General features: G+C 63.5%; 27 protein-coding genes and 2 tRNA genes. 19 read left to right on the top strand and 10 right to left on the bottom strand.

Features of this window, described 5'->3' with window-relative positions; all coding sequences use genetic code 11:
* Window positions 1-4: 4 nt before the first annotated feature.
* The 3 genes from QTI66_RS13715 to QTI66_RS13705 are packed head-to-tail and all read left to right on the top strand — an operon-like array spanning window position 5 to window position 3546.
* A complete protein-coding gene (locus QTI66_RS13715; RefSeq protein ID WP_286560267.1) occupies window positions 5-991 on the top strand; it encodes a 2-hydroxyacid dehydrogenase in 987 nt (328 codons plus the stop codon).
* Window positions 992-1006: 15 nt separating this feature from the next.
* Window positions 1007-2365, top strand: a complete 1359-nt coding sequence (locus QTI66_RS13710) for a DNA recombination protein RmuC (RefSeq protein ID WP_286560265.1) — start codon at window positions 1007-1009, stop codon at window positions 2363-2365.
* On the top strand, window positions 2362-3546 hold the full coding sequence (locus QTI66_RS13705; protein WP_286560262.1) for an MFS transporter: 1185 nt from the start codon (window positions 2362-2364) through the stop codon (window positions 3544-3546). Before QTI66_RS13710 ends, QTI66_RS13705 begins: the two co-directional genes overlap by 4 nt.
* Here QTI66_RS13705 and QTI66_RS13700 read toward each other — a convergent pair.
* The 3 genes from QTI66_RS13700 to earP all read right to left on the bottom strand — a co-directional run bounded on the left by QTI66_RS13700 (window position 3534) and on the right by earP (window position 6419).
* The gene (locus QTI66_RS13700) at window positions 3534-4400 is read right to left on the bottom strand and encodes an LOG family protein (RefSeq protein ID WP_286560259.1); all 867 of its coding nucleotides are present in this window, start codon (window positions 4398-4400) and stop codon (window positions 3534-3536) included. The genes QTI66_RS13705 and QTI66_RS13700 overlap by 13 nt on opposite strands.
* A gap of 253 nt (window positions 4401-4653) precedes the next feature.
* On the bottom strand, window positions 4654-5208 hold the full coding sequence (gene efp / locus QTI66_RS13695) for an elongation factor P (RefSeq protein WP_286560256.1): 555 nt from the start codon (window positions 5206-5208) through the stop codon (window positions 4654-4656).
* A 137-nt stretch (window positions 5209-5345) separates the two neighbouring features.
* Window positions 5346-6419: an elongation factor P maturation arginine rhamnosyltransferase EarP gene (earP, locus tag QTI66_RS13690; protein ID WP_286560255.1), complete on the bottom strand. Its 1074-nt coding sequence runs from the start codon at window positions 6417-6419 to the stop codon at window positions 5346-5348.
* Window positions 6420-6456: 37 nt separating this feature from the next.
* Here earP and QTI66_RS13685 point away from each other — a divergent pair, with 37 nt between their 5' ends.
* From QTI66_RS13685 to QTI66_RS13640, 10 genes are all read left to right on the top strand, one after another.
* Window positions 6457-6927: an OsmC family protein gene (locus QTI66_RS13685; RefSeq protein ID WP_286560254.1), complete on the top strand. Its 471-nt coding sequence runs from the start codon at window positions 6457-6459 to the stop codon at window positions 6925-6927.
* Window positions 6928-6938: 11 nt separating this feature from the next.
* Window positions 6939-8876 (top strand): excinuclease ABC subunit UvrC, encoded by a 1938-nt coding sequence (gene uvrC, locus QTI66_RS13680; RefSeq protein ID WP_286560252.1) that lies wholly within the window; start codon window positions 6939-6941, stop codon window positions 8874-8876.
* Between the two features lie 52 nt (window positions 8877-8928).
* Window positions 8929-9495, top strand: coding sequence for a CDP-diacylglycerol--glycerol-3-phosphate 3-phosphatidyltransferase (gene pgsA, locus QTI66_RS13675; RefSeq protein WP_286560251.1), 567 nt, complete (start codon window positions 8929-8931; stop codon window positions 9493-9495).
* Window positions 9492-10385, top strand: coding sequence for a DMT family transporter (locus QTI66_RS13670; RefSeq protein WP_286560250.1), 894 nt, complete (start codon window positions 9492-9494; stop codon window positions 10383-10385). The genes pgsA and QTI66_RS13670 overlap by 4 nt, the downstream gene beginning before the upstream one ends.
* A gap of 3 nt (window positions 10386-10388) precedes the next feature.
* The gene (locus tag QTI66_RS13665; protein WP_286560249.1) at window positions 10389-11474 is read left to right on the top strand and encodes a tartrate dehydrogenase; all 1086 of its coding nucleotides are present in this window, start codon (window positions 10389-10391) and stop codon (window positions 11472-11474) included.
* 218 nt (window positions 11475-11692) lie between these two features.
* Window positions 11693-11965 carry an HU family DNA-binding protein gene (locus tag QTI66_RS13660; protein WP_068642416.1) on the top strand — a complete coding sequence of 91 codons (273 nt, stop codon included), beginning with the start codon at window positions 11693-11695 and terminating at the stop codon, window positions 11963-11965.
* 16 nt (window positions 11966-11981) lie between these two features.
* Window positions 11982-12057 (top strand) — tRNA-Val (locus tag QTI66_RS13655).
* A 90-nt stretch (window positions 12058-12147) separates the two neighbouring features.
* A complete protein-coding gene (locus QTI66_RS13650) occupies window positions 12148-14061 on the top strand; it encodes a SurA N-terminal domain-containing protein (RefSeq protein WP_286560247.1) in 1914 nt (637 codons plus the stop codon).
* A gap of 33 nt (window positions 14062-14094) precedes the next feature.
* Window positions 14095-14170 (top strand) — tRNA-His (locus tag QTI66_RS13645).
* 127 nt (window positions 14171-14297) lie between these two features.
* Window positions 14298-14636 (top strand): H-NS histone family protein, encoded by a 339-nt coding sequence (locus tag QTI66_RS13640; protein ID WP_286560245.1) that lies wholly within the window; start codon window positions 14298-14300, stop codon window positions 14634-14636.
* A gap of 77 nt (window positions 14637-14713) precedes the next feature.
* Here the strand turns inward: QTI66_RS13640 and QTI66_RS13635 are convergent, their stop codons facing one another.
* Window positions 14714-15700, bottom strand: coding sequence for an NADPH:quinone oxidoreductase family protein (locus QTI66_RS13635; RefSeq protein WP_286560870.1), 987 nt, complete (start codon window positions 15698-15700; stop codon window positions 14714-14716).
* A gap of 104 nt (window positions 15701-15804) precedes the next feature.
* Between QTI66_RS13635 and surE the strand changes: the two genes are divergently transcribed.
* From surE to rlmD, 5 genes are read left to right on the top strand one after another with little or no spacing between them, the layout of a single operon-like run.
* On the top strand, window positions 15805-16575 hold the full coding sequence (gene surE, locus QTI66_RS13630) for a 5'/3'-nucleotidase SurE (RefSeq protein ID WP_286560244.1): 771 nt from the start codon (window positions 15805-15807) through the stop codon (window positions 16573-16575).
* A 3-nt stretch (window positions 16576-16578) separates the two neighbouring features.
* Window positions 16579-17385 carry a protein-L-isoaspartate(D-aspartate) O-methyltransferase gene (locus tag QTI66_RS13625; protein ID WP_444814998.1) on the top strand — a complete coding sequence of 269 codons (807 nt, stop codon included), beginning with the start codon at window positions 16579-16581 and terminating at the stop codon, window positions 17383-17385.
* An 11-nt stretch (window positions 17386-17396) separates the two neighbouring features.
* Window positions 17397-18353: a peptidoglycan DD-metalloendopeptidase family protein gene (locus tag QTI66_RS13620; RefSeq protein ID WP_286560240.1), complete on the top strand. Its 957-nt coding sequence runs from the start codon at window positions 17397-17399 to the stop codon at window positions 18351-18353.
* A gap of 4 nt (window positions 18354-18357) precedes the next feature.
* Window positions 18358-19410, top strand: coding sequence for a sigma-70 family RNA polymerase sigma factor (locus QTI66_RS13615; protein WP_286560238.1), 1053 nt, complete (start codon window positions 18358-18360; stop codon window positions 19408-19410).
* A gap of 50 nt (window positions 19411-19460) precedes the next feature.
* Entirely contained in the window at window positions 19461-20912 is a 1452-nt protein-coding gene (rlmD, locus tag QTI66_RS13610; protein ID WP_286560236.1) for a 23S rRNA (uracil(1939)-C(5))-methyltransferase RlmD, read from the top strand.
* 60 nt (window positions 20913-20972) lie between these two features.
* Here the strand turns inward: rlmD and QTI66_RS13605 are convergent, their stop codons facing one another.
* Window positions 20973-21671, bottom strand: coding sequence for a Bax inhibitor-1/YccA family protein (locus tag QTI66_RS13605; protein ID WP_286560235.1), 699 nt, complete (start codon window positions 21669-21671; stop codon window positions 20973-20975).
* A 166-nt stretch (window positions 21672-21837) separates the two neighbouring features.
* On the opposite strand from QTI66_RS13605, the gene QTI66_RS13600 reads away from it, so the two are divergent.
* The gene (locus QTI66_RS13600; RefSeq protein ID WP_286560234.1) at window positions 21838-22245 is read left to right on the top strand and encodes a GlcG/HbpS family heme-binding protein; all 408 of its coding nucleotides are present in this window, start codon (window positions 21838-21840) and stop codon (window positions 22243-22245) included.
* Window positions 22246-22423: 178 nt separating this feature from the next.
* On the opposite strand, the gene hemP is transcribed toward QTI66_RS13600, so the two are convergent.
* The 5 genes from hemP to QTI66_RS13575 form a co-directional block, all read right to left on the bottom strand.
* Entirely contained in the window at window positions 22424-22627 is a 204-nt protein-coding gene (hemP, locus tag QTI66_RS13595; RefSeq protein ID WP_286560233.1) for a hemin uptake protein HemP, read from the bottom strand.
* A gap of 89 nt (window positions 22628-22716) precedes the next feature.
* Window positions 22717-23130, bottom strand: a complete 414-nt coding sequence (locus tag QTI66_RS13590) for an ExbD/TolR family protein (protein ID WP_286560232.1) — start codon at window positions 23128-23130, stop codon at window positions 22717-22719.
* A 5-nt stretch (window positions 23131-23135) separates the two neighbouring features.
* On the bottom strand, window positions 23136-23852 hold the full coding sequence (locus QTI66_RS13585) for a MotA/TolQ/ExbB proton channel family protein (RefSeq protein WP_286560230.1): 717 nt from the start codon (window positions 23850-23852) through the stop codon (window positions 23136-23138).
* Between the two features lie 20 nt (window positions 23853-23872).
* Complete coding sequence (locus QTI66_RS13580; protein ID WP_444815004.1) at window positions 23873-24562, bottom strand: energy transducer TonB; 690 nt, start codon at window positions 24560-24562, stop codon at window positions 23873-23875.
* A gap of 102 nt (window positions 24563-24664) precedes the next feature.
* A complete protein-coding gene (locus tag QTI66_RS13575; protein WP_286560227.1) occupies window positions 24665-24934 on the bottom strand; it encodes a (2Fe-2S)-binding protein in 270 nt (89 codons plus the stop codon).
* Window positions 24935-24945 lie beyond the last annotated feature (11 nt).

The raw sequence follows: 24945 nt of genomic DNA, 5'->3' as shown, positions 1-24945 counted from the left end.
CACCATGACCAAACCCAAGGTACTCGTCGCGCGCGCCGTTTTTCCGGAAACCATTGCGCGCCTGTCGGAGCATTTCGACGTTGAATCCAACCCCTCCGACGACACATGGAGCAAGGCGGAACTCATCGCCAGGCTGCAAGGCAAGGTGGGCGCCTTCACCACCGGCACCGAGCGCATCGATGGCGAATTGCTCGACGCCTGCCCCGACCTGAAGATCTGCGCCAACATGGCCGTGGGCTACAACAACTTCGACGTCGACGCCATGACGGCCCACGGCGTGCTGGGCACCAACGCGCCGGACGTGCTGACCGAAACCACGGCCGACTTCGGCTTTGCCCTGTTGATGGCCACGGCGCGGCGCATCGCGGAAAGCGAACACTTCCTGCGCCGCGGCGAATGGACGAAGTGGAGCTACGACATGTTCGCCGGCTCCGACATCCACGGCAGTACGCTGGGCATCATTGGCATGGGCCGCATCGGGCAGGGCATTGCGCGGCGCGGGGCGCATGGCTTCGGCATGAAGGTGATCTATCACAACCGATCGCGGCTCGACGCGACGCTCGAAGCCGAATGCAAGGCGAGCTACGTGAGCAAGGACGAATTGCTTCGCACGGCTGACCACGTCGTGCTCGTCGTGCCCTACAGCGCGGCCTCGCACCACACCATCGGCGCGGCGGAACTGGCGCTCATGAAGCCCAGCGCCACGCTGGTCAACATCGCGCGCGGCGGCATCGTGGATGACGCGGCGCTGGCCGTCGCACTGCGCGAGAAGCGAATTGCCGCCGCGGGGCTGGACGTGTTCGAGGGCGAGCCCAAGGTGCACCCCGATCTGCTGACCGTGCCCAATGTCGTGCTGACGCCGCACATTGCCAGCGCGACCGTGCCCACGCGACTCGCGATGGCGGACCTGGCGGCCGACAACCTCATCGGGTTCCTGACGCGGCAGCAGGCGCTGACCCCGGTCAACCCTGCCGTCCTGGCAAAGCGATAAACGGGCAGCGACGCATTGGAAACCTGGATCCTTGTGGGCCTCGCGGCCCTGAACCTCTTGCTCCTCATCTGGCTGCTGCTGCGCAGGCCGCCCGCGCCGGACCAGAGCGCGCTGCTCGCCACGCTGGGCGCCGCCAACGAACGGACCGAACGCGAACTGCGCCACGAGATCAGCGAAAGCTCTCGCGGCGCAAGGCAGGAAACGGCGCAGGCTTTCTCCACATTTCAGCGCACGATGCTGCAGCAGGGCGCGGAAGCCACGCGCACGCAGAGCGCACAAATCGAGGGTTTTACCCAGCAACTGGCGCTCATGCAAAAGTCGCTCGCCGATACGTTGGCCATGCAGCTTCAAAGCCTTTCCGAATCGAACGCGCGTCGGCTTTCCGAAGTGCGCGCGACGATGGAAACCCAACTCGCGCAACTGCAGCAAAGCAACACGGCCAAGCTCGACGAGATGCGCCAGACGGTCGACGAAAAGCTCCAGAGCACGCTGGAAACCCGCTTGGGCGAAAGCTTCAAGCAGGTGGCGGACCGGCTCGAGCAGGTGCACAAGGGCTTGGGCGAAATGCAGACGCTGGCCATTGGCGTCGGCAGCCTGCAGCGCGTGTTGACCAACGTGAAGACGCGCGGTGTTTTCGGCGAAGTGCAACTCGAAGCGCTGCTCGAACAGGTCCTGACGAACGAGCAGTACGCACGGCAGGTGGAAACCAAACCCCGCAGTGGCCAACGCGTGGATTTCGCGGTGCGCTTTCCCGGACGCGGCGACGACGGCGCGCCGGTGTGGCTGCCCATCGACGCCAAGTTTCCCCGCGACGACTACGAGCGCCTGCTCGACGCCCACGAGCGCGCCGATGCGGGCGCGGCGGAACTGGCCGCCAAGGCGCTGGAGGCACGCATCCGCGTCGAAGCCAAATCCATCGCCGACAACTACCTTGCCGCGCCACACACGACCGATTTCGCCATCCTGTTCCTGCCGGTGGAAAGTCTCTACGCCGAAGTGCTGCGCCGACCCGGTCTCATGCAAGCCGTGCAAAGCCAGCACCGCGTGACACTGGCCGGGCCGACCACCTTGCTGGCCATGCTCAACAGCCTGCAGATGGGGTTTCGCACATTGGCGCTGGAGCACCAGGCCTCCGAGGTCTGGAAGGTGCTGGGGGCGGTCAAGACGGAGTTCGAGCGCTATGGCGAATGGGTGGGCCGCGTGAAGGAGCAGGTCGCCAAGGCGTCCGACACCATCGACAAGGCCGACACGCGGGCGCGGCAGATGCGTCTGGCGTTGCGCAAGGTCGAGGCGCTGCCCGACGTGCAAACGCAGGGTCTGCTGCCATTGCTGGACAGCGGCTTGCCGGGCGACGACGACCTTTTCAACCCGTGACCGCCGAACTGCTGCGCCTCATCATCGCGCAGGTGTGCCTGCACGCGGCGATGACGGGCACCCGGCTGGCGGTTCCCCTGCTGGCCCTGCAACAAGGCTACAGCGCAGCGGCCGTTGGCGTGATGCTGGCGCTGTTTGCGCTCACGCAGGTCTTTCTGGCGCTGCCGGCGGGGCGCTACGCGGACCGGCATGGCCTGAAGCGCCCATTGGCAATGGCGGTGGTCGCCGCGTCGTCCGGTGCAGCGCTTGCCGCCGTCTTTCCGGTGTTCGGGGTGATGTGCCTTGCAGCCCTGTTGACTGGCGGTGCCACCGGCACGGCGGTGATCGCCTTGCAGCGCCACGTCGGACGCGCGGCCCGGAATCCGACGCAGCTCAAGAAGGTGTTCAGCTGGCTGGCCATTGCACCGGCCGCCGCGAATTTCATCGGCCCCTTTTTCGCTGGCATCCTGATCGACCACGCAGGGCGTCAGGCCGGCGACATCGTCGGATTTCGCGTGGCATTCGCATTGATGGCCCTGCTGCCGCTGGTGTGCTGGCTGCTGGCCCGGGGCGCGCACGAAACGCCGATCTCGCCGCCCGCGCCTGGTGCGCCCAAGCCGCGCGCGTGGGATCTGGTGAGCGATCCCATGTTCCGGCGCCTTCTGTTCGTGAACTGGCTGCAATCGGCGTCATGGGACGTGCACACCTTCGTCTTGCCGATCCTGGGCCATGAGCGCGGCCTCAGCGCGTCGGTCATTGGCTCGATCCTCGGTGCGTTCGCCATCGCCGCCGCCGGCATCCGCGTCGTGCTGCCGCTGATTGCGTCGCACCTGAGCGAACGCAAGGTCATCGCCATCGCCAACGTGCTGACGGCGCTCGTCTTCGCGGCCTACCCCTTCATGCCGACGGCGTTGACGATGGGTGTGTGCTCGGTGGTGCTGGGCATCGCGCTCGGGGCGGTGCAGCCGATGGTGATGAGCATGCTGCACCAGATCACGCCGCATGCCCGGCACGGCGAAGCGCTGGCGCTGCGGGTGATGACGCTCAATGCATCGAGCGTCGCCATGCCGATGTTCTTCGGCGCGGCGGGCGCGTTCATCGGCATTGCCGGCGTGTTCTGGCTGGTGGGCGGCGTGGTCGCGGCCGGCACGCGCGCCGTGTGGGGGCTACGCGCGCCGCCCCACGCCGATCACAGCTTGTAGAAGCGCGTGATGGCGTCCCATGCGTCCTGGGGCGTGTCGACGTATTCGAAGAGCTTGATGTCCTCTGGCGAAATCACGCCTTCTTCGGCCAGGAATTCGAAGTCGATGAGCCGGCGCCAGTAGTCGGAGCCGAACAGCACGATTGGCACCTGCTTGGCCTTGCGCGTCTGCACGAGCGTGACCACTTCGAACAGTTCGTCCAGCGTCCCGAAGCCGCCCGGAAACGCCACCAGCGCCTTCGCCCGCATCATGAAGTGCATCTTGCGAATGGCGAAGTAGTGGAACTTGAAGCTCAGCGCCGGCGTGACGTAGGGATTGGCCGCTTCTTCCATCGGCAGCGCGATGGCGAGACCCACGCTGAGCCCGCCCGCCTCGTAGGCGCCACGGTTGGCCGCCTGCATGATGCCGGGGCCGCCACCGGTGCAGACGAAGAGCTTGTCTTCCGGTTCCTTGTCGTTGCTGTAGGCGGCCACCAGCTTGCCGAAGGCGCGCGCCTGTTCGTAGTAGTGCGTTCCCCGCGCGAGGCGGCGCCAGCGTTCGGCGGCCACCGTATCGCCGGCTGCTTCGGCCTGGGCCAGCAGCGCGCCGGCTTCCTCAGAACTGCGAAAGCGCGCGCTGCCAAAGACCACCACCGTGTTCTCGATGCCGTGCAGGCGCATCTCCAGGTCGGGTTTCATCAACTCGAGCTGCATGCGCAGGCCGCGCGTCTCGCGGCGCAACAAGAACTCGGGGTCGGCGAAGGCCAGGCGAGAAGGATCGTGATCCAGCGGCAATCCCTTGTCGGCGTGGGCCTGCAAGGTGGCCCATGCATCGGCCAGTCGCTTGTCGTGAAGGTTGTGAGTCGAACTGTTCATAGGCTTGAAGGTCTGGTCGGGCGGCGATTGTGCGCGCTTTGTGACGCAATGCAGGAATCGGGCCCAAGCTTGGCAGAACTTGTGGCCTGCGCCAATCCAGCGTTCGAAATACAGCCCAGGAACGACAAAGGCTCCCGAAGGAGCCTTGTCTGGATTTTTCCAGGAACACCGTTGAGCCGGCTTTGCCGGTCCGCTGGTGTTGCCCCGGCAAGGGGGTTGGCAGAGCGGCGCGCCGCACCTGCCTGGGCGAGAGTTAAACCCGCTTGCGGTATTCGCCGGTACGCGTGTCGATTTCGATCTTGTCGCCTTGCGCGACGAAGAGCGGAACGCCCACTTCGAAACCGGTCGCGATCTTGGCCGGCTTCATGACCTTGCCCGAGGTGTCGCCCTTGACGGCCGGTTCAGTCCAGGTGATTTCGCGCTCGACGCTGGTCGGCAGTTCGACCGAGATAGCCTTGCCGTCATAGAACACCACTTCAACGGCCATGCCGTCTTCGAGGTAGTTCAGGGCGTCGCCCATGTTTTCGGCTTCGACTTCGTATTGGTTGTACTCGGCGTCCATGCAGACGTACATCGGGTCGGCGAAGTAGGAGTAGGTGCACTCCTTCTTGTCGAGGACGATCTGGTCGATCTTGTCGTCGGCCTTGAACACGACTTCAGTGTTGAAGTTGGCAATCAGGCTCTTCATCTTCATGCGCACGGTGGCCGAATTGCGGCCGCCACGGCTGTATTCGGTCTTGAGCACGACCATGGGGTCCTTGCCGTGCATGATGACGTTGCCTGCGCGGATTTCTTGAGCGATTTTCATAGTCTGTGTCTTCTGGATGTGCCGCTCGGCGCATCGTCAGACTCCAGTTTCTGGACTCGTGGACGCATGACCCGCGGCGGGTTCAGCGGAAGGTGCGGCGGGCTGTGCCCATCCGGAAATCCGCAAAGCCCGCTATTTTAGCTTTTTTGGGCGACGAATCCACGCAGGCGGGTCGCCAAGTCGTCTTGCTCCATCAATCTTGCGCGCGCGGAATGAATTGTTCCCCGCCAGTTTTCAAGGGCTTTCGCGTCGGGAACGACCAATGGCGCATCCGAGAAACCATTCCATTGATGGTGGAACTTTCGAAGGGACTCGGGCGCCCCGAGCCAGTCGAGAAAGGCGGCCAGCTTGACGTGATGCACATCGTCGTCTTGCGGGTAGATCTGCCAGACCAGGGGCGCACCCGCCCACAGGGCGCGCACGACCGAATCTTCACCCCGGACGAAATTGAGGTCGCACGACCAGAGCATGTGATCGAAATCGGGCTGCGGCACGTGTGGCAGCCAAGTCAGCGCCAAGCCGCCGCCCAGGGCTTCGGTCTTGAGCAGTCCGCGAACGGCGGCGGCCGATCGACCCGGTGTCACGATGAGCCGGGTGGGCGGGCCATCGCGCAGTTGCACCAGCAGCGAACGCAGGGCAACAGGTTCATAGCTGAAAAGCGATACGAGGCGCTCGCCTTGCCAGTCGATGCCTTGTCCCGCAAGCCATGCGGCGCGATCGAAACGCGCGCGTCGCGCCATCAGGTCGGGCTCCCGCAGCAAGCCGCCCGTCGCGGGGGTGAAGCCCGGATAAAAAAAATGCTTCGTGAGTCCTTCGCCCGGCCCGCGAAAAACCGGGGAGGGCAGGCCATGCAGCCGCTCCACATAGGGCTCGGCCGACAAATACTCGAGATTGATCCACACGTGCTTCACCCCGTCGACCTTGCCGGCCTGCGCGAAGCGTTCGATCACGGCCGGCGCCGGGTCGCATCCAAAGGCTTCGACGAGCACGTCGGGCGGCGCGTCCTGCACGTGGGCGACCGGAAGCTCATTGGTCCATGGCAGCACGGACACGCCCGCAAAGCCCTGGGGTGCCATCCAGCCCAAGGCGGCGCCGTCGTCGATCCACAGGCGAACCGTGTCGCCCGACGACGCAAGGTTGCAGGCCAGCCGCCAGCACACACCCGCGTCGCCATGGTTGTCGATGACTTTGCAGAAAATGTCCCAGCGCATCGCGGGATACTCTACAGCCCTTATTCAAGTCACTGCCATGGCCGTCTACACCGCCGAAATCCTTTGGGAGCGCGCTGACCAGGACTTTCTGGACAACCGCTACAGCCGCCGCCACACGATCCGCTTCGACGGCGGCGCGAGCCTGCCGGGTTCGTCTTCGCCGCACGTGGTGCCGCAGCCGATGTCGGACGCCACGGCCGTGGACCCGGAAGAGACTTTTGTCGCCTCGCTTTCCAGCTGTCACATGCTGTGGTTCCTGTCGATTGCGCGCGATCGCGGCTTTCGCGTGGATCGCTACGAAGACCAGGCCAGCGGAACCATGGCGCGCAACGGCGATCGCCGCATGGCCATGACCGAAGTTGTGCTGCATCCGCGCGTCGTCTTCGCGGGCGACGTGAAGCCTACGCGCGACATGATCGATTCAATGCATCACCTGGCGCATGAGCAATGCTTCATCGCCAATTCGGTGAAGACGGACGTGCGCTGCGAACCGGTCCATGGCAACTGACGCGAGCACGCATGCCTGAAGAAGAAATGCATTCGGAACAGCTTCTCGCGGAGGTGGCGGCGTTGCCGTCCATGCCGGGCGTCTATCGCTACTTCGACGCGGGCGGCGGCGTGCTCTACGTGGGCAAGGCGCGCAACCTGAAGAAGCGCGTGTCGAGCTACTTCCAGAAGAACCACGGCGGCACGCGCATCGGCCACATGATCTCGAAGATCGCGCGCATGGAAACGACCGTGGTGCGCTCCGAGGCCGAGGCCCTGCTGCTTGAAAACAACCTCATCAAGACGCTCAAGCCCAAATACAACATCCTGTTTCGGGACGACAAGAGCTACCCCTACCTGAAGATTGCATCGCACACCTTTCCGCGCCTTGCGTACTACCGCGGCGCGGTGGACCGCAAGCACCGCTACTTCGGGCCGTACCCGAGCGCGTGGGCGGTCAAGGAGTCGATCCTGCTGCTGCAAAAGGTGTTTCGCATCCGCACTTGCGAAGACACCGTCTACAGCAACCGCACGCGCCCGTGCCTGCTCTACCAGATCAAGCGATGCAGCGGCCCCTGCGTCGGCTACGTCACGCCGCAGGACTATGCGCAGGACGTCGCGAATGCCGAGGCCTTCCTGATGGGCGACACGCAACTCGTGCTGCAGCAACTCGAGGCCCGCATGACGGCACATGCGGAAAAGCTCGAGTTCGAGCAGGCGGCCGAGCTGCGCAACCAGATGTCGGCCCTGTCGCGCGTGCTGCACCAGCAGTCGGTGGAAATCGCGTCCGACAAGGACGTGGACATCCTCGTCGTGAAGGTGCAGGGCGGCAAGGCATGCGTGAACCTGGCCATGGTGCGCGGCGGCCGGCACCTGGGCGACCGCGCCTACTTTCCCGTGCACGTCGAAGACGCCGCGCAAATCCACCTGGAGGAAGACGAGGCTGCGCAGCCGGTGGAGCGGCAGGTGCTCGAAGCCTTCATTGCGCAGCACTACATCGACGTGCCCGTTCCGCCGACGCTGGTGTTGGGCGAGCAGATCGGCCGCGAGCTGATCGAGGCGGTGTCGGCCCAAGCCGGCACGCGCGTCACCGCGGTTTTCCAGCCACGCGAGCAGCGCCGGCTCTGGCTCGAAATGGCGCAAAAGAATGCGGACATCCAGCTCGCGCGCCTGTTGGCTGAAGAAGGCTCGCAGCAGGCGCGCACACGTGCGCTGGTCGATGCGCTGGAGATGGCGCCGGACGATCTCGACGCCTTCCGGGTCGAGTGCTTCGACATATCCCACACGGCCGGCGAAGCGACGCAGGCGTCATGCGTGGTCTTCGAGCGCCACGCCATGCAGAACCGCGAATACCGCCGCTTCAACATCGACGGCATCACGCCGGGTGACGACTATGCGGCCATGCGGCAGGTGCTCACGCGACGCTACGGCAAGCTGGCCGAAGCCATGGCGGCCGAGCAGGACGCGCCCACGGCGGGTGACGCATCGGGCGCCGATGCCAAGCCCGGCACCCTGAGCGCCCGCATGCCGGACCTGGTGCTGGTGGACGGCGGCAAGGGGCAGGTCTCGATGGCGCGCGAAGTGTTCACCGAATTGGGCTTGCCCCTGTCGCTGATCGTCGGCGTCGAAAAGGGGGAAGGGCGCAAGGTCGGCCTGGAAGAACTGGTCTTTGCCGACGGGCGCGAAAAGGTCTACCTCGGCCGAGACTCCGCCGCGCTGATGCTGGTGGCGCAGATCCGCGACGAGGCGCATCGCTTTGCCATCACCGGCATGCGCGCGCGCCGGGCGAAGGTGCGCGTGGGCGGGAGCCAGCTGGAAGACATTCCCGGCATCGGCCCCAAGCGCCGCGCGCGCCTGCTGCAGCGATTCGGCGGCATCCGGGGCGTCGCGGCGGCCAGCATCGAGGACATCGCTTCGGTGGACGGCATTGCGCAGGATCTGGCCGAAGAGATTTACCGCGCGCTTCACTGAGTTAATGGGTCCTTCACAGAGGCGGCCCGGCCTGCATGACACAATAACAACAATGTTCTGGACGCTTCCCACCATCATGACCTGGACGCGCATCGTCGCGATTCCATTGATCGTGGGGGTCTTCTACCTGCCGATCTCGGAGCCGATGCGCAACCTGGTCGCGACGGTGATGTTCGTCGTGTTCGCCGCGACCGATTGGCTCGACGGCTTCCTGGCACGCAAGCTCAACCAGACATCGGCCTTCGGTGCGTTCCTGGATCCTGTGGCCGACAAGTTCCTGGTGTGCGCCTCGCTGCTGGTCCTGGTGCATCTGAACCGGGCCGATGTGTTCGTGGCGCTCATCATCATCGGCCGCGAGATCGCCATCTCCGCGCTGCGCGAGTGGATGGCCCAGATCGGCGCCGGCAAGAGCGTGGCCGTGCACATGATCGGCAAGGTCAAGACGACCGTGCAGATGATCGCCATTCCCTTCCTGCTCTACAACGGCACGCTCTTCGGTCGGATCGACACGGGCCTGTGGGGGCATTGGCTCATCTGGCTGTCGGCCGTGCTGACTGTCTGGTCGATGATCTACTACCTGCAAAAGGCCATTCCCGAGATTCGGGCGCACACGCGATGACGGCCGATGCCCGCACCTCGGGCTGGCTGCGGGCGATGCCGATGGTGTTCGTGCTGATCTGGAGCACCGGCTTCATCGTCGCCCGCTACGGCATGCCCTACGCGCCGCCGCTGAAGTTCCTGGCGGTCCGCTTTGCCTTGTCGCTCCTGTGCTTTGGCGTGTGGATCGGCGTTGCGCGCGTGCCATGGCCCGCGACGCGCTCGCAGTGGTGGCACCTGTCGGTGACGGGCGTGTTGATGCAGGCGGGCTACCTGGGCGGCGTGTGGGCCGCCGTGCGTGCGGGCATGGGCTCGGGCCTGGTCGCCTTGCTGGTGGGCGTGCAGCCGGTGCTGACGGCCATCTGGATGTCGGCCAATGGCGGCGCCGTTTCGCGCAAGCAGTGGTTGGGGCTCGCGCTGGGGTTTGCGGGGCTGGTGATGGTCGTGTGGCGCAAGCTCGAGCAGGGCGGCGAAGTGACGGCACTCACCATGTCGCTGGCCGTGCTCGCGCTGGTGTCCATCACGGTCGGCACGCTCTACCAGAAGCGCTTCGTGGCGCCGTGCGATGTGCGCAGCGCAAGCATGGTGCAGCTTGCGGCGGCATTGGTCGTCAGCCTGCCCTTTGCATTGCTCGAAGCCGATGGCATCGTCTGGAATGCTTCGTCGATCGGCGCCATGGCGTGGTCGGTACTTGCACTGACGCTCGGCGGAAGCTCGCTGCTGTACATACTGATCCACCGTGGTACCGCAACGGCCGTGACCAGCCTTCTCTACCTTGTGCCACCGTGCACGGCCGTCATGGCCTGGGTACTTTTCGGCGAGCCGATCACGGCGCTGACCTTGGCGGGCATCGCCATGACGGCCGCCGGTGTCAGCCTCGTCGTCCGCGAACAGCGCAACCAGGAGACTTGAATCATGAGCAAGAAAAGAATCGCAGTCATTGCCGGTGACGGCATCGGCAAGGAAACCATGCCCGAAGGCCTGCGAGTGGTCGACGCGGCGGCGCGCAAGTTCGGCATCGACCTGGCCTTCGACCATTTCGATTTCTCGAGCTGGGACTACTACGAGAAGCACGGCAAGATGCTTCCCGACAACTGGAAAGACCAGATCGGCGGCCACGACGCCATCTTCTTCGGCGCGGTGGGCTGGCCCGAGAAAATTGCCGACCACGTGTCGCTGTGGGGCTCGCTGCTGATGTTCCGTCGCGAGTTCGACCAGTACATCAACCTGCGGCCGGCGCGCCTCATGCCCGGCATCATCGCGCCCGTGGTGCGCCGCGACGGCAGCCCGCGCCAGCCAGGTGAAATCGACATGTACATCGTGCGCGAGAACACCGAGGGGGAATACTCCAGCATCGGTGGCCGCATGTACGGCGGCACGGCGCGCGAGATCGTTGTTCAGGAAACCGTCATGTCCCGCGTGGGCGTGGACCGCGTGCTGAAGTTCGCTTTCGAGTTGGCGCAATCGCGGCCCAAGAAGCACCTGACCAGCGCGACCAAGTCGAACGGCATTTCCATCACCATGCCCTACTGGGACGAGCGCGTCGAAGAGATGGGCAAGCACTATCCGGGCGTGACGCTGGACAAGTTCCACATCGACATCCTGACCGCGCATTTCGTGCAGCGTCCAGACTTTTTCGATGTGGTGGTGGCGAGCAATCTGTTCGGCGACATCCTGTCCGATCTGGGGCCTGCGTGCACCGGCACCATCGGCATTGCACCCAGCGCCAACCTCAACCCGGACCGCAGCACGCCATCGTTGTTCGAGCCGGTGCATGGGTCCGCGCCGGACATTGCAGGCAAGGGCATTGCCAACCCCATCGGGCAGATCTGGTGTGGCGCCATGATGCTGGAGTTTCTCGGGCACAAGGACGCGCACGACGCCATTCTTGCGGCCATCGAGAAGGTGCTCGCGCCCCAAAGTGGCGCTCCGCGTACACCCGATATCGGCGGAAGCGCAACAACATCCGACGTGGGCCAGGCCATCGAGTTTGCGATTTGAAAAAAGAGTTCACGAAACCACTTTAAAATCGCGACCCCCACTGTGTTAGAGGTCGTGACGTCTTATTGACACCCCGTAGACCTGTGGCTTTAATCCTTGTGGGCAGTGCGCTGCCGACGTGACAAATTTCCTCCCTCATCGCCATGCCACGCGGCACCGCCGCGCGGGTGTCGTGCAGTTACGAATACCCGACAAATAATCTTCGACAAGAGGCACTTGTGAACAAAACTGAACTGATTGAGCACATCGCTAAGAACGCAGACATTTCAAAAGCAGCAGCGACCCGTGCGCTTGAGTCGACCATCGGGGCGATTCGCACCACGCTCAAGAAAGGCAACTCCGTGTCGCTCGTCGGTTTTGGAACTTTCGCTGTAGGTAAACGTGCGGCCCGTACGGGCAGGAATCCGCGCACCGGCGCTGCGATTAAAATCAAGGCCGCCAAGATCCCGAAGTTCCGTCCCGGCAAGGCGCTGAAAGACGCGCTGAACTGAGACAAGTTTCACGGTGGGGTGCTTAGCTCAGCTGGTAGAGCGGCGCCCTTACAAGGCGTAGGTCGGGGGTTCGAACCCCTCAGCACCCACCACCCGAAGCAAGACAAAGGCGAACAGGTTGTTCGCCTTTTTTGTTGCGCATGTTGCGCAACGCGTGGCATTCCCAAAGAGAGTGTTTAAGCATGTTTGATTTCTTCCGCAAGCACAACAAGTTCATGATGGTGCTCTTGTTCTTGCTGATCATCCCTTCGTTCGTATTCTTCGGAGTCGAGCGCTACACGAGGGATCAGACGGGCGAGAAGGTGGCGCACGTCGATGGCACGGACATCACCCGGCCCGAGTGGGACGCGCGGCATCGCAACGAGGTCGACCGCATCCGCCAGCAGATGCCCAACCTCGACGCTGCCATGCTCGACTCCGACGCGGCGCGCTATTCCACGCTGGAGCGCATGGTGCGTGAGCGCGTGCTTGCAGCGGCAGCCGCCAAGGGCCGCATGACCGTGTCGGAAGATCGTCTGGCACGCACCTTTGCGCAGGACACTGGCTTGGCCAGCTTCCGCGGCGCCGACGGCAAGTTCGACCGCGCGCTGTTCACGCGCGCGACGGGCATGTCACCCGAGCAGTACGAAGCGTCGGTGCGGGCGCAAATGGCCACTCAACAGGTTCTGCTCGGTGTCACGGCCAGCGCCTTTGCGACCAAGGCGCAGTCCGACGCCACGCTGGGTGCGCTCTACGAACGGCGTGAAATCCAGGTCGCGCAGTTCAAGCCGGCGGACTATGCCTCGAAGGTGACGCCCACCGACGCGGACCTTGAAGCCTATTACAAGGAGCACACGGCCCAATTCCAGGCGCCCGAAGAAGCGAACATCCAGTACCTCGTGCTGGACATGGACGCCGTCAAGAAGGGCATCGCCGTCAATGAAGCGGACCTGAAGACCTACTACGACCAGAACAGCGCCCGTTTCGGAACGCAGGAAGAACGTCGCGCCAGCCACATCCTGATCAATGCGCCGGCGAGCGCGACCGCCGAGCAACGCCAGACTGCCAAGACGAAGGCCGAGGAGTTGCTTGCCCAGGTCAAGGCGGCGCCCAACAGCTTTGGCGACGTCGCACGGAAGAACTCGCAGGACCCCGGTTCGGCGGAAAAGGGCGGCGACCTCGATTTCGTGACGCGTGGTGCCATGGTCAAGCCGTTTGAAGATGCCATGTTCGCGCTCAAGAAGGGTGAAATCAGCAACCTGGTGGAAACCGAATTCGGCTACCACATCATCAAGCTGGATGACATCAAGCCCGCAGTGATCCAGCCCTTCGAAAAGGTGCGCCCGGCCATTGAAAACGACCTGCGCACGCAGCAGGCCACCACGGAATTTGCGAAGGCTGCAGAATCGTTCAGCGATGTTGTCTACCAGCAACCCGACAGCCTCCAGCCTGCCGCCGACAAACTCAAGCTCACCATTCAAACTGCGAACAACGTGGCGCGCGTGGCCGCCCCGGGGGCGACCGGGCCGTTGGCAAACCGCAACTTCCTGATGGCGCTGTTCGCCGCGGATTCGCTGGAGCGCAAGCACAACACCGAAGCGGTCGAAGTGGGGCCGAATCTGCTGGCAGCCGGGCGTGTGACCCAGTATTCGCCCGCTCGCACCTTGCCCTTTGCCGACGTGAAGGAAAAGGTCCGTGCCTTGCTCGTGAACCAGCGTGCCGCCGAAATGGCGCGCAAGGACGGCGAAGAGAAGTTGGCTGCATGGCGCGCCGATGGCAAGGACGCCAAATTGGCAGCGCCAGTCACGGTTTCACGCACGGATGCGCAGTCTTTGCCCGGTCCGGTGATCGAAGCCGCCTTGCGCGCCGACACCTCGAAACTGCCCGCATGGGTGGGGGTGAACCTGGAAGGACAGGGCTATGACGTGGTGCGCGTCAACAAGTCAGTGCCCCGCGATGCGCCCAATGCCGAGATGGCGCAGCGCGAGACGGCGCAGTTCACGCAGGCCATTGCATCTGCCGAAGACAATGCCTACTACAACATGCTGAAGGACCGCTACAAGGCCGAGATTGTGGTTCCAAAGCCAGCAGAAACGTTGCCTGGCGCAGAAAAGTAGATTTTTGCGGCTACAATAGCAGGCTCTCAAACGGTGGCTGTAGCTCAGCTGGTAGAGTCCCAGATTGTGATTCTGGTCGTCGTGGGTTCGAGTCCCATCAGCCACCCCAAATCCCATTAAAAAAAGCGCCGGTCAACCTGACCGGCGCTTTTTTTTGTCTTTCCGGGAACCCCACCATTGTATTTTGATTCCCGCTTGAATTAGAATTTTTGCGTTATCAATACAAGGACACCGGAATGGCCACTCTTGCAGACATCAATTCCCAGATCAAGAAGCACGACGAGCAGATTGCGCAATTGCGCCAGCAGGCCGAAGCCCTGCGCAATCAGGAACGCGCAGGCGTGATTGAAGAGGTCCGCAAGAAAATCGCGGAATATGGACTGTCTGCTTCGGATCTGAAGCTTGCGGCGCGTGGCGCAGGTCGTCGCGCCACTGCAGCACCTGCAACGCGCGGTGCCGCCAAATACCGTGGTCCTACGGGCGAAACGTGGTCTGGTGGCCGTGGCCGTAAACCGCGTTGGGTGACCGAAGCGCTGGCCGCAGGCAAGTCGCTTTCCGATTTCGAGATCAAGTAATCCCCAACGACGGCCCCGGTCGAGACAAATAAAAAGCCCGCGCAAGCGGGCTTTTTTGTGTCTGGGTAAAACGCGCGCTAGTTGACCATCACCAGCTTGCCCTTGACGCCGCGCGAGCCCATATGGGCATACGCTTCCTTCAATTGAGCCATGGGCATCGTCTGGTCAATCACTGGCTTGATCTTGCCGGCGCCGTACCACTTGGCCAATTCGGCCATCATTTGCGCATTGGCCTTGGGTTCGCGCTTGGCGAAGTCGCCCCAGAACACGCCCACGAGGGAGGCGCCTTTGAGCAGGGCCAGGTTCAGGGGGAGAGAGGGGATCGGACCGGCTGCGAAGCCCACCACCAGATAGCGGCCGCGCCATGCGATGGAGCGAAATGCAGGCTCCGCAAAATCACCGCCCACCGGGTCGTAAATGACGTCCGGGCCTTTGCCGTCCGTGGCCTGCTTCACAGCATCGCGAAAGCCATTGGGCAAGGCATGCGTGGTGTAGTTGATGGTGATATCGGCACCGATGGATTTGCACAACTCGCACTTCTCGTCGGTCGATGCAGCCGCAATAACTTTTGCACCGGCTGCCTTTGCAATCTGAATCGCTGCCGTGCCCACGCCGCCCGCGGCGCCAAGGACCAAAACGGTTTCGCCGGCCTTGAGTTGCGCGCGGTCCATCAATGCATGCCACGAGGTCGCGTAAATCATGATGAACGCAGCCGCATCGACATGGCCAAAACCGTCGGGCAACGGCATGCACAATGCGGCGGGCGCAAGCGTATGCGTACCAAATCCGCCGGTGCCTGAAAGGCATGCAACGTTTTGGCCGACCTTCAGGTGCGTCACGCCTTCACCCACTGCTTGAACGACGCCGGCATATTCGGAGCCGGGAACAAAAGGCAGCGGGGGCTTGATTTGATATTTGTTCTGCACGATCAGCAGATCGGGGAAATTCAGGCTCGCCGCCCTGATTTCAATGAGGACCTGTCCGGCGCCGGGTTGCGGTGTCGGCAGTTCTTTCCAGGTCAGCGCATCAACGCCGGTGGGGTTTTCGCAAAGCCATGCGTGCATGCTCAAGTCTCCTAATTCGGTTGGCCATGATACGAGTCGGGACCGTTGCTGCAATGTCTCTGGCGTGACCGGGCTCCCCCTAGAATGGCGCACCGATCGACGACATGAAAATACTCATCTCCAACGACGACGGCTACCAGGCTCCCGGCATCGTCGCGTTGCACGCGGCATTGAAGGATGTAGCCGAAGTCGAAGTCATCGCACCCGAACACAACAACAGTGCCAAGTCCAACGCGTTGACGCTGGCGGCGCCCTTGTACGTGCATCAGGCCCACAACGGATTTCGCTATGTGACCGGCACGCCGGCCGACTGCGTTCACATCGCGCTCAAGGGCCTGCTTGACTACCGGCCCGACCTCGTGGTGTCCGGCATCAACAACGGCGCCAACATGGGCGACGACACGATCTACTCGGGCACCGTGGGCGCTGCGATGGAAGCCTATCTCTTCGGCGTGCCCGCCATTGCGTTCTCGCAAATCGAAAAGGGGTGGGCGCACGTCGATGCAGCGGCGCAAGTGGCACGCCGGCTCGTCGAACAGATCAAGCGTGAACGCATGCTCGAAGGCGAGCCGTGGCTACTCAACGTCAACATTCCGAATCGTCCGCTCGAAGCGTTGAAGCCCATCAAGGTCTGCCGATTGGGGCGCCGTCATGCGGCCGAGAAGGTGATCACGCAGGACAGCCCGCGCGGCGAGACCATGTACTGGATCGCCGGCGCAGGCGGCGCCAAGGACAGCGGAGAAGGCACCGACTTCCATGCGACTTCCGAGGGCCATGTGGCGCTCACGCCTTTGCAGATCGACCTGACCGATCACGCCAATCTCGGCCAATGGCGGGATGCCGTGACGCGGCTCGGTGCATCGGCGCAAGGTTGAAGCGTGAAGCAACGCCCGAGTTTTCCTGCGCGCCTGACACCCACTGCTTCCGCCGCTGTGCGCGGCAGCACCACGTCTGCGTCTGCGCCAATGAGGCCAGGCATGGGTGCAGCGGTAAAGTCGCAGGCGGTGGTGTCGTCAACGCCCTCGATGGCGTCTGATGCGGTGCGTGCGCGCATGGTTCAAAAGCTTGCCGCGCAGGGCATTGCCGATGCGCGCGTCTTGCAGGCGATGGGCATTGTCGAGCGGCATCGTTTCGTCGACAGCGCACTCGTCAATCAGGCCTATGAAGATACGAGCCTGCCGATCGGATTGGGGCAGACCATTTCAAAGCCCAGCGTCGTGGCGCGCATGATCGAGTTGTTGCTCGGCGCGCCGGCATTGGCAAACAAGCCCGCGGATCGCCTCGGCCGTGTGCTCGAGATTGGCACCGGCTGCGGGTACCAGGCCGCAGTGCTGAGTCATGTGGCCAGCGAGGTCTACAGCATCGAGCGCCTGCGCGGCCTCAACGAACGTGCGCGCACCAACCTGCGTCATTTTCGATTGGCGACCGTGCATCTATTGCTCGGTGATGGCATGCTGGGCTACCCGAAAGGCGCGCCCTATGCGGGCATCATCGCAGCCGCCGGTGGCGGCGCAGTGCCGCAGGCGTGGATTGATCAGTTGGCAGTCGGTGGGCGCATCGTCGCGCCGACGCAGTTGGATGCAGGTGGACAGGCCCTTGTCGTCATCGACAAGTCCACGGCCGGCGTGCAGCGCCGCATTCTTGAGGCCGTTCACTTTGTCCCCCTAAAATCGGGAATTGCTTGATGGAGGAATGCATGCAGGGTTTTGGAAGTCGAGGTCGCATCGCCGGCACGTTGTTGGTGATGGCCCTCGTCCTTGGAGGGTGTGCCCAGCCGCGTAACCCTGCGCCGGTGGAAGACCGCAGCGCCACGAGTCGCCCGCCGACTGCTACCGTGACGCCGGCGTTGCCTGGCGGTGCGCCGATCACGACGGATGCCAATGGCAAGCCGCTTCCCGGTATCGAGAACTACGGCAAGCCCGGCTACTACGCCGTGCGTCCCGGCGACACGATCATGCGCATCGGCCTGGAGACGGGTCAGAACTGGCGCGACATCGTCAAGTGGAACAATCTTGAAAACGCCAACCTGATCGAAGTCGGTCAGGTGCTTCGCGTGATTCCGCCTGTGGGTGGCGCAACTGTCGCTGCAGTGACGCCTACGGTACCGGCAACGACGGACAACAGCGCTGTCACGAAGCCCGTGACGCCGCAACCCAGTGTTGTGCCTGCCACGGGGGCAATGACCCCTGGCGCAGCACCTGCTGCAACTGCTGCCGGTGCTGCTGCAACGGCCGCTGCCGCCGCCGCTTCCAAGCCCGCACCGCCCGTCGCAGCATCTGGCGACGACGACGTGGGCTGGATCTGGCCCGCGCAAGGCCAGTTGATCGCCGGCTTCGACGAATCCAGGAACAAGGGACTGGACATCGGTGGCCGTGCTGGTGACGCGGTGCTCGCCGCTGCCGATGGCCGCGTGGTCTATGCAGGCGCAGGCTTGCGCGGCTATGGCAACCTGATCATCCTCAAGCACAACAACACCTACCTCACGGCCTACGCGCACAACCAGGCCTTGCTGGTGAAGGAAGATCAGTCGGTCCAGAAGGGCCAGAAGATCGCCGAGATGGGCAACAGCGACGCTGACCGCGTCAAGCTCCATTTCGAGATTCGGCGTCAGGGCAAGCCGGTCGATCCGGCGCGCTACCTACCGACACGGTGATGCCATGCCCGACCCGCGACCCCGCCGCACTTCGGTCGTGCGTGGGCTAGCGGGCAACGGGCGTACCTCTGCAAGCAAGCGAAAGATCGAGCCGCTGGTCGCGGGGCCGATCGATGAAGCTGCCGATCTCGACGCCGCCGATGATCTGGCGCAGGCAGTGCCCGAAGTTTTGCTGACGGAGCGCAACAACGGCCACGGTGGCGAGGGTGCTGATTCGCTCACGCAATATTTGCGCGAAGTGCGTCGCACCGAGCTCTTCACGCCAGAAGAAGAATACGAAGCCGCTTGCGCTGCGCGCAATGGCGACTTCGCCGCGCGGCAGTCCATGATCGAGCACAACCTGCGGCTCGTGGTGAACATCGCCAAGGCCTATCTCGGCAGAGGCGTGCCGCTCATCGACCTCATCGAAGAAGGCAACCTTGGCCTGATGCACGCCATCACCAAGTTCGAGCCGGAACGCGGTTTTCGTTTTTCCACTTATGCGACTTGGTGGATACGTCAATCGGTCGAACGCGCCGCCATGATGCAAAGCCGTGCCATTCGCCTGCCGGTGCACGTGGTGCGTGAGTTGCAGCAAGTCTTGCGCGCACGGCGCACGCTGGAGGGTGACGCCAAGTTCGTTGAACGGCGGCCCGATGGCGTGCGCGTGGAAGACGTCGCGGCGCTGCTGGGCCGTGAGGTGCAGGAGGTCGCTGAACTGCTGGCCCTGGCCGAAGCGCCCCGATCGCTCGATGCAGGTGGCGAGCGGGGCGACGACAGCTTCACGCTTGCCGACACGGTGGCATCGGACGATGAAGGCACCGATCCGTCGGGCGTGACGCACACGCACGAGGTCGAGCGCCTGCTCAACCAGTGGATCGAAGCCCTGAGCGAACGCGAGCGCGAAGTGCTCGAGGGCCGCTACGGCTTGCATGACCGGGAGCCCGAAACACTGGAGGTGCTGAGCGTCCGGCTGGGCCTCACGCGCGAGCGCGTGCGACAGATCCAGAACGAGGCGCTGGCCAAGATGCGGCGGCAACTCGCCCGCGCCGGCGTGGGCCGCGACGCGCTGTTCTAGACGGGTTGCCATCGTCAAAGGCGCCTCGGTGGGCCTGAGACAATCGGGACATGACAGATTCAAAACAGAAAAACGCCGCCGCTGCCCCCAGCGAGTGGCTGAAGGTCGAGTCGCTCGACCTCGACGCACAGGGCGTCGCGCACAAGGCGGACGGAAAAGTGGTCTTCATCGAAGGTGCGTTGCCCTTCGAGGAAGTGCAGTTCAAGTTGCTCCGGACCAAGAACAATTGGGAGCAGGGCGTGTTGAGCGCCATGCGTCGCGAATCATCGCAGCGCGTGCGCCCCGGCTGCCAGCATTTCGGTCTGCACGCGGGTGCTTGTGGTGGCTGCAAGATGCAGCATCTGGATGCCGCAGCGCAGGTGGCGGTCAAGCAACGCGCCCTTGAAGACAACCTTTGGCACCTGGGCAAGGTCAAGCCCGAGAACATGCTGCGGCCCCTGGAAGGCCCGACGTGGAACTACCGCTATCGCGCCCGCTTGTCGGTGCGCCGGGTGCTGAAAAAAGGCGTGGTGCTCATTGGCTTTCACGAACGCAAGAGCCGTTACATCGCCGACATGACGATGTGCCCGGTGCTGCCGGTGCGCGTCAGCGACATGCTCGTGCCGCTGCGGGAACTGATCGGCTCCATGGACGCATGCGAGACCTGTCCCCAGATCGAGATGGCATGCGGTGATGCGCCGGGTTCGACGGAGCTGGGCGTCATCGCGCTGGTGCTGCGTCACCTGGAGCCTCTGTCCGATGCCGACATTGCCCGCCTGAAGGCTTTTGCCGCCGGGCACGAGGGCGTGCAGTGGTGGTTGCAGTCCAAGGGCCCGGAAACAGTCAAGCTGCTGGAACCCGGCGGCATGCAGTTGCGCTACGAGCTGCCGGATTTCGGCGTGAGCATGCCCTTCAAACCGACGGATTTCACCCAAGTCAATCCGCACATCAATCGCGTGTTGGTCACACGGGCGCTAAGGCTGCTGGATGTGCAGCCCGAGGAGCGCGTCATCGACTGGTTCTGCGGGCTTGGCAACTTCACGCTGCCGTTGGCCACGCGCGCAAGGGAAGTGCTGGGCATCGAGGGCAGCGACACGCTGGTGGCGCGTGCCACCGACAATTTCAAGGCGAATCAGGTGGCTGCGGCTTCAACGCGCCCGATGTGCGCCACGACTTTCGTGGCGCGAAACCTGTTCGAGATGACCCCGGAAATGCTGGTGCGCGACGGCTATGCCGATCGCTGGCTGGTCGACCCGCCGCGCGAAGGCGCGTTTGCCCTTGCGAAAGCGCTGGCGGACCTGCATCAGGAGCGCCTTGCACATCCCGAGGAAGTGCCCGCACCGGGAGGCTGGAAGCCGCCCACGCGCATCGTCTACGTGAGCTGCAATCCCTCGACGCTGGCGCGCGATGCCGGCTTGCTGGTGCATCAGGCGGGCTACCGCTGCACGCACGCCGGCGTCATCAACATGTTCCCGCATACGGCACACGTCGAATCGATGGCGGTGTTCGACCTGCAGGCTTGAGCAACGCAAAGAAAAAGGGCCCCGATCTCGGGGCCCTTTTGCATGGAGTGCGTGGTGCGATCAGTCGCGCTCGCCGCCGAAAATGCCCAGCAGCGCCAGCAGGCTCTGGAAGATGTTGAACAGGTCCAGGTACAGCGCCAGCGTGGCGGTGATGTAGTTCGTCTCGCCGCCGTCGATGATCTGCTTCAGGTCGTACAGCATGTAGGCCGAGAAGATGCCAATGGCTGCCACCGAGATCGCTGCCATGCCGGCCGTGGAGCCGACGAACACGTTGATGATGGCGCCGACCATCAGCACCAGGGCGCCGACGAACAGCCACTTCGACATGCCGGAAAGGTCGCGCTTGATGACGGTCGCCAGCGACGCCATCACCAGGAACACGCCAGCCGTGCCGCCAAAGGCCGTCATGACCAGCTCGCCGCCGTTCTTGAAGCCCAGCACCATCGCGATCATGCGCGACAGCATCAGGCCCATGAAGAAGGTGAAGCCCAGCAGCACCGGCACGCCGGCAGCCGAGTTCTTGGTCTTTTCGATGGCGAACATGAAACCGAATGCGCCGCCGAGAAAGACGATCAGGCCGAGGCCGCCCGACAATGCGGCGGTGATTCCCGTGGCGACGCCCAGCCAGGCGCCGAGCACGGTTGGAACAAGGCTCAGCGCCAGGAGCCAGTAGGTGTTGCGCAGGACGCGCTGGCGGTCGGCCTGCAGGCCAGTGCCATAGCCACTCGACGGGTTGAGGGTGGTGACGCGGTCATTCATGGATCAGATCTCCTTGTAGGCTGCTGGGGCGCAGTTGGGGATGATTCTAGGGCGCTGCAAGTGGGGTCAGGCGAAATAACCGCAAGGGGGCCTTCCTACACTTTGTAGGGCTTCCAAGGCGTAGGGCCGTTATGCTCTCGGGTTTTTCCCAGTTACCGAATCCATCATGAAGACCAAGTCCTTCCTCGAACTCGCCGACGTCAAGGCCATCGCCGCCGCTGCAGAAGCCGAAGCGCTCAAGAACAACTGGGCCGTGACCATCGCAATTGCCGACGATGGCGGCAATCTGCTCTGGCTCCAGCGCCTGGACGGCGCAGCGGCCATCTCGTCGCACATCGCCCCCGCCAAGGCGCACACCGCCGCCATGGGCCGCCGCGAAAGCAAGGGCTACGAAGACATCATCAACGGCGGGCGCACCGCGTTCCTCACGGTTCCCGTGCTTCAGGGCATGCTCGAAGGCGGCGTGCCGATCGTCAAGGACGGGCAGGTCATCGGCGCCGTGGGCGTGAGCGGCGTGAAGTCGAATGAAGACGCGCAGATTGCCAAGGCCGGCATTGCCGCCATCGGCCTCTGATCGTTTCCTGATCGCCAATGCAAAACGCCGACCCCAGGGTCGGCGTTTTGCATTGGTCTGTCTTGCGGGAAAAAAAGCTTGGCTGTAGGTAAACCGTTGGCTAGCAAAAACGACCCCTCGGAGATTGCTCTCCTCAGGTCGCCCCACGATGAAACTTGCCTGAAAGGCGGCTGATCCTTTACTTGGTAAGGATCAGCTTGCCGAGTTTGGTGGCCTGGAGCCGATACAGCGCGCCGTTGTGCATGATGCCGATCGTCTTGTTGCCTTTGAGCAGATCTGCGCTTTCAACGAGCCCCGCCGGCCGGGCGCCGAGATCCTTGGCGCGACCACCGGACGTTCCGGGCGTTGGGTGGTTGAGGACGGAAGTCAGAGTTGTTTGCATGGCGAGGGGCCTTCACGGTGTCAGTGCTTAAATGATAATTGTTCGCATTCAAAAGTCAACGGTCTGGACAAATTAAATGCAAGTAAATCTCATTGAGGCTTGGGCTCGGTGATGAAGCCGATCTTGCGCACCCCGGCTTCGCGGGCTGCGGACATGGCCAGCGCCACGCGTTCGTAGCGAACTTCCTTGTCGCCGCGGATGTGCAACTCGGGCTGCGGGTCCTTGGCGGCTTCGGCGGACAGGCGCCTGGAAAGCTCCTCGTCGCTGATCTTCTGGTCGTTCCAGTAGTAGCTGCCGTCCGCCGTGACGGTGAACAGGATGTTCTCCGGCTTGGTCACCTCCTTCTCGCTGCTGGCGCGCGGCAGGTCGATGTTCACGGCGTGCTTCATGACGGGCACGGTGATGATGAAGATGATGAGCAGCACCAGCATGACGTCGACCAGCGGCGTCATGTTGATTTCGTTCATCACGTCATCGGGTTCGTCTTGCGTTCCGAATGCCATGGCGTTCAGCCCTTCTTGAGCGGCACGACGGTGGCTTCGCCCGTGCCGGTCTGGACGCGGGCGCCGGTCACGAAGTAGGCGTGCAGGTCATGCGCAAAGCTGTTGAGCTTGGTCAGCACGAACTTGTTGCCGCGCACCAGGGCGTTGTAGCCCAGCACGGCCGGGATCGCGACCGCCAGGCCCAGCGCCGTCATGACGAGCGCCTCGCCGATCGGTCCAGCCACCTTGTCGATGGTGGCCTGGCCGGCCGAGCTGATGCTCATCAGCGCGTGGTAGATGCCCCAAACGGTACCGAAAAGGCCGATGAAGGGGGCGGTGGAGCCCACCGACGCCAGCACGGCCAGCCCGGTCTGGATGCGTGCGGTGAATTCGTCAATGGCGTTGCGCAGCGAGCGCGTGACCCAGTCGCTCACGTCCAGTGCGTCGTGCAGGTGGGCCTTGGTGTTGCGGTGGTGGGCGGTGGCTTCGCGGCCTTCGAGCGCCAAGCCGCGGAAGGGGTTGCTGTCGTCCTTGCCCAGCTTGTTGAGCGCGGTGGCGAAGTCTTCGCTGTGCCAGAAGTCCGAAGAGCGACGGGCCTGGCGCTTGTACTTCACGATGTCCAGCGCCTTGATGATGATGACGATCCAGGACGCGAGCGACATGCCGACCAGCAGCAGCGCGACCGCCTTGGTGACGATGTCACCTTGCGTCCAGAGGTTCATCAGTCCGAATTGCGATTCCATACTTACCTACTCCAGAAAAATTAATTGAGAACCCAATTGATAGGGACGCTGAATTCCATTTGTTCAGGGACGCCATTTCGCTTGCCTGGCACGTATCGCCAACTCATGACGGCGGTGCGTGCGGCCTCGTCGAGTCGTTCGTAACCGCTCGATCGCTGAATGCTTGCCGACTTTGGTAGGCCATCCGCGCCGATGACAACGCGCACGATCGTCCTGCCTTGCTCGCCGAGTCGTCGGCTCATGGCTGGGAAAATTGGCTTCGGATTGTTCAGGTAGTCGGCGTCCGTCGAAGGCAACTGCATCGCAGGAGGTGCTGGCGGTGCCGGCGGCGGTGCGGGTGGCGCGGGCGGTGCCGGGGGCGCGAGAGGCGGCGCAGGCGGTTGCGGCTCCACTACACCCGTTGGTGCGTTCGGCGCCGGCTTGGGCTCGCGAATCGCCATCGGCCGCGGGGGCGGCTGCGCCTTGACGATCTCCTTCTTCGGCTGCGGTGGCGGCGGAGGAGGGGGCGGCGGGGGCGGCGGTTCGACCGGTTTCGGCGGATCGACGAACTGGCTCAGGATTTCCACCGGCACCACCACTTCGGCGGCGCGGCGGATGAGGCCGGTCTGCAATGCCCACAGCGCCGCGACGTGGAACAGCACGACGCTGCCCGCGATCACGACGTTGCGCGAAACACCGGTTTGCGGTGAGGAAAAGCGTTCAGACACGATGAGTCATATGACGAAAACGGGCACCCGAAGTGCCCGCGAGCAGCAGAAAAAGCGCACTCTGCTATTTACGAAAGATCCACCATGCCGATCCCAAAACGAGGATCAAGCTGCAACCGACCGCGATGAGTGCCATGCCTTGCTTTCCGAAATGGAGGCGGCAAGCTGAATCGCGACGGACCCCGTCTCGCGATTGCACGCGGCGACCGGATGCGATGCGCTGCACTGGGCAACGACATCACGCGCGCACCCTTCGCATTGACCACACTGGGTGGCCACGCCGAGTTCGAGCTGGACTTCGTCAAAGCTCATCCCGGCACGCGCATGGCGTGCAATTTCACGGTCAGAGACTCGACGGCAGACGCAGACGATCATGGCAATGCAGA

The sequence above is a fragment of the Variovorax brevis genome, from assembly GCF_030317105.1.
GTDB classification, from domain to species: Bacteria; Pseudomonadota; Gammaproteobacteria; order Burkholderiales; family Burkholderiaceae_C; genus Variovorax; species Variovorax brevis.
The sequence above is the reverse complement of the archived record's forward strand: the minus strand, read 5'-3'. Positions and strand labels throughout refer to the sequence as shown.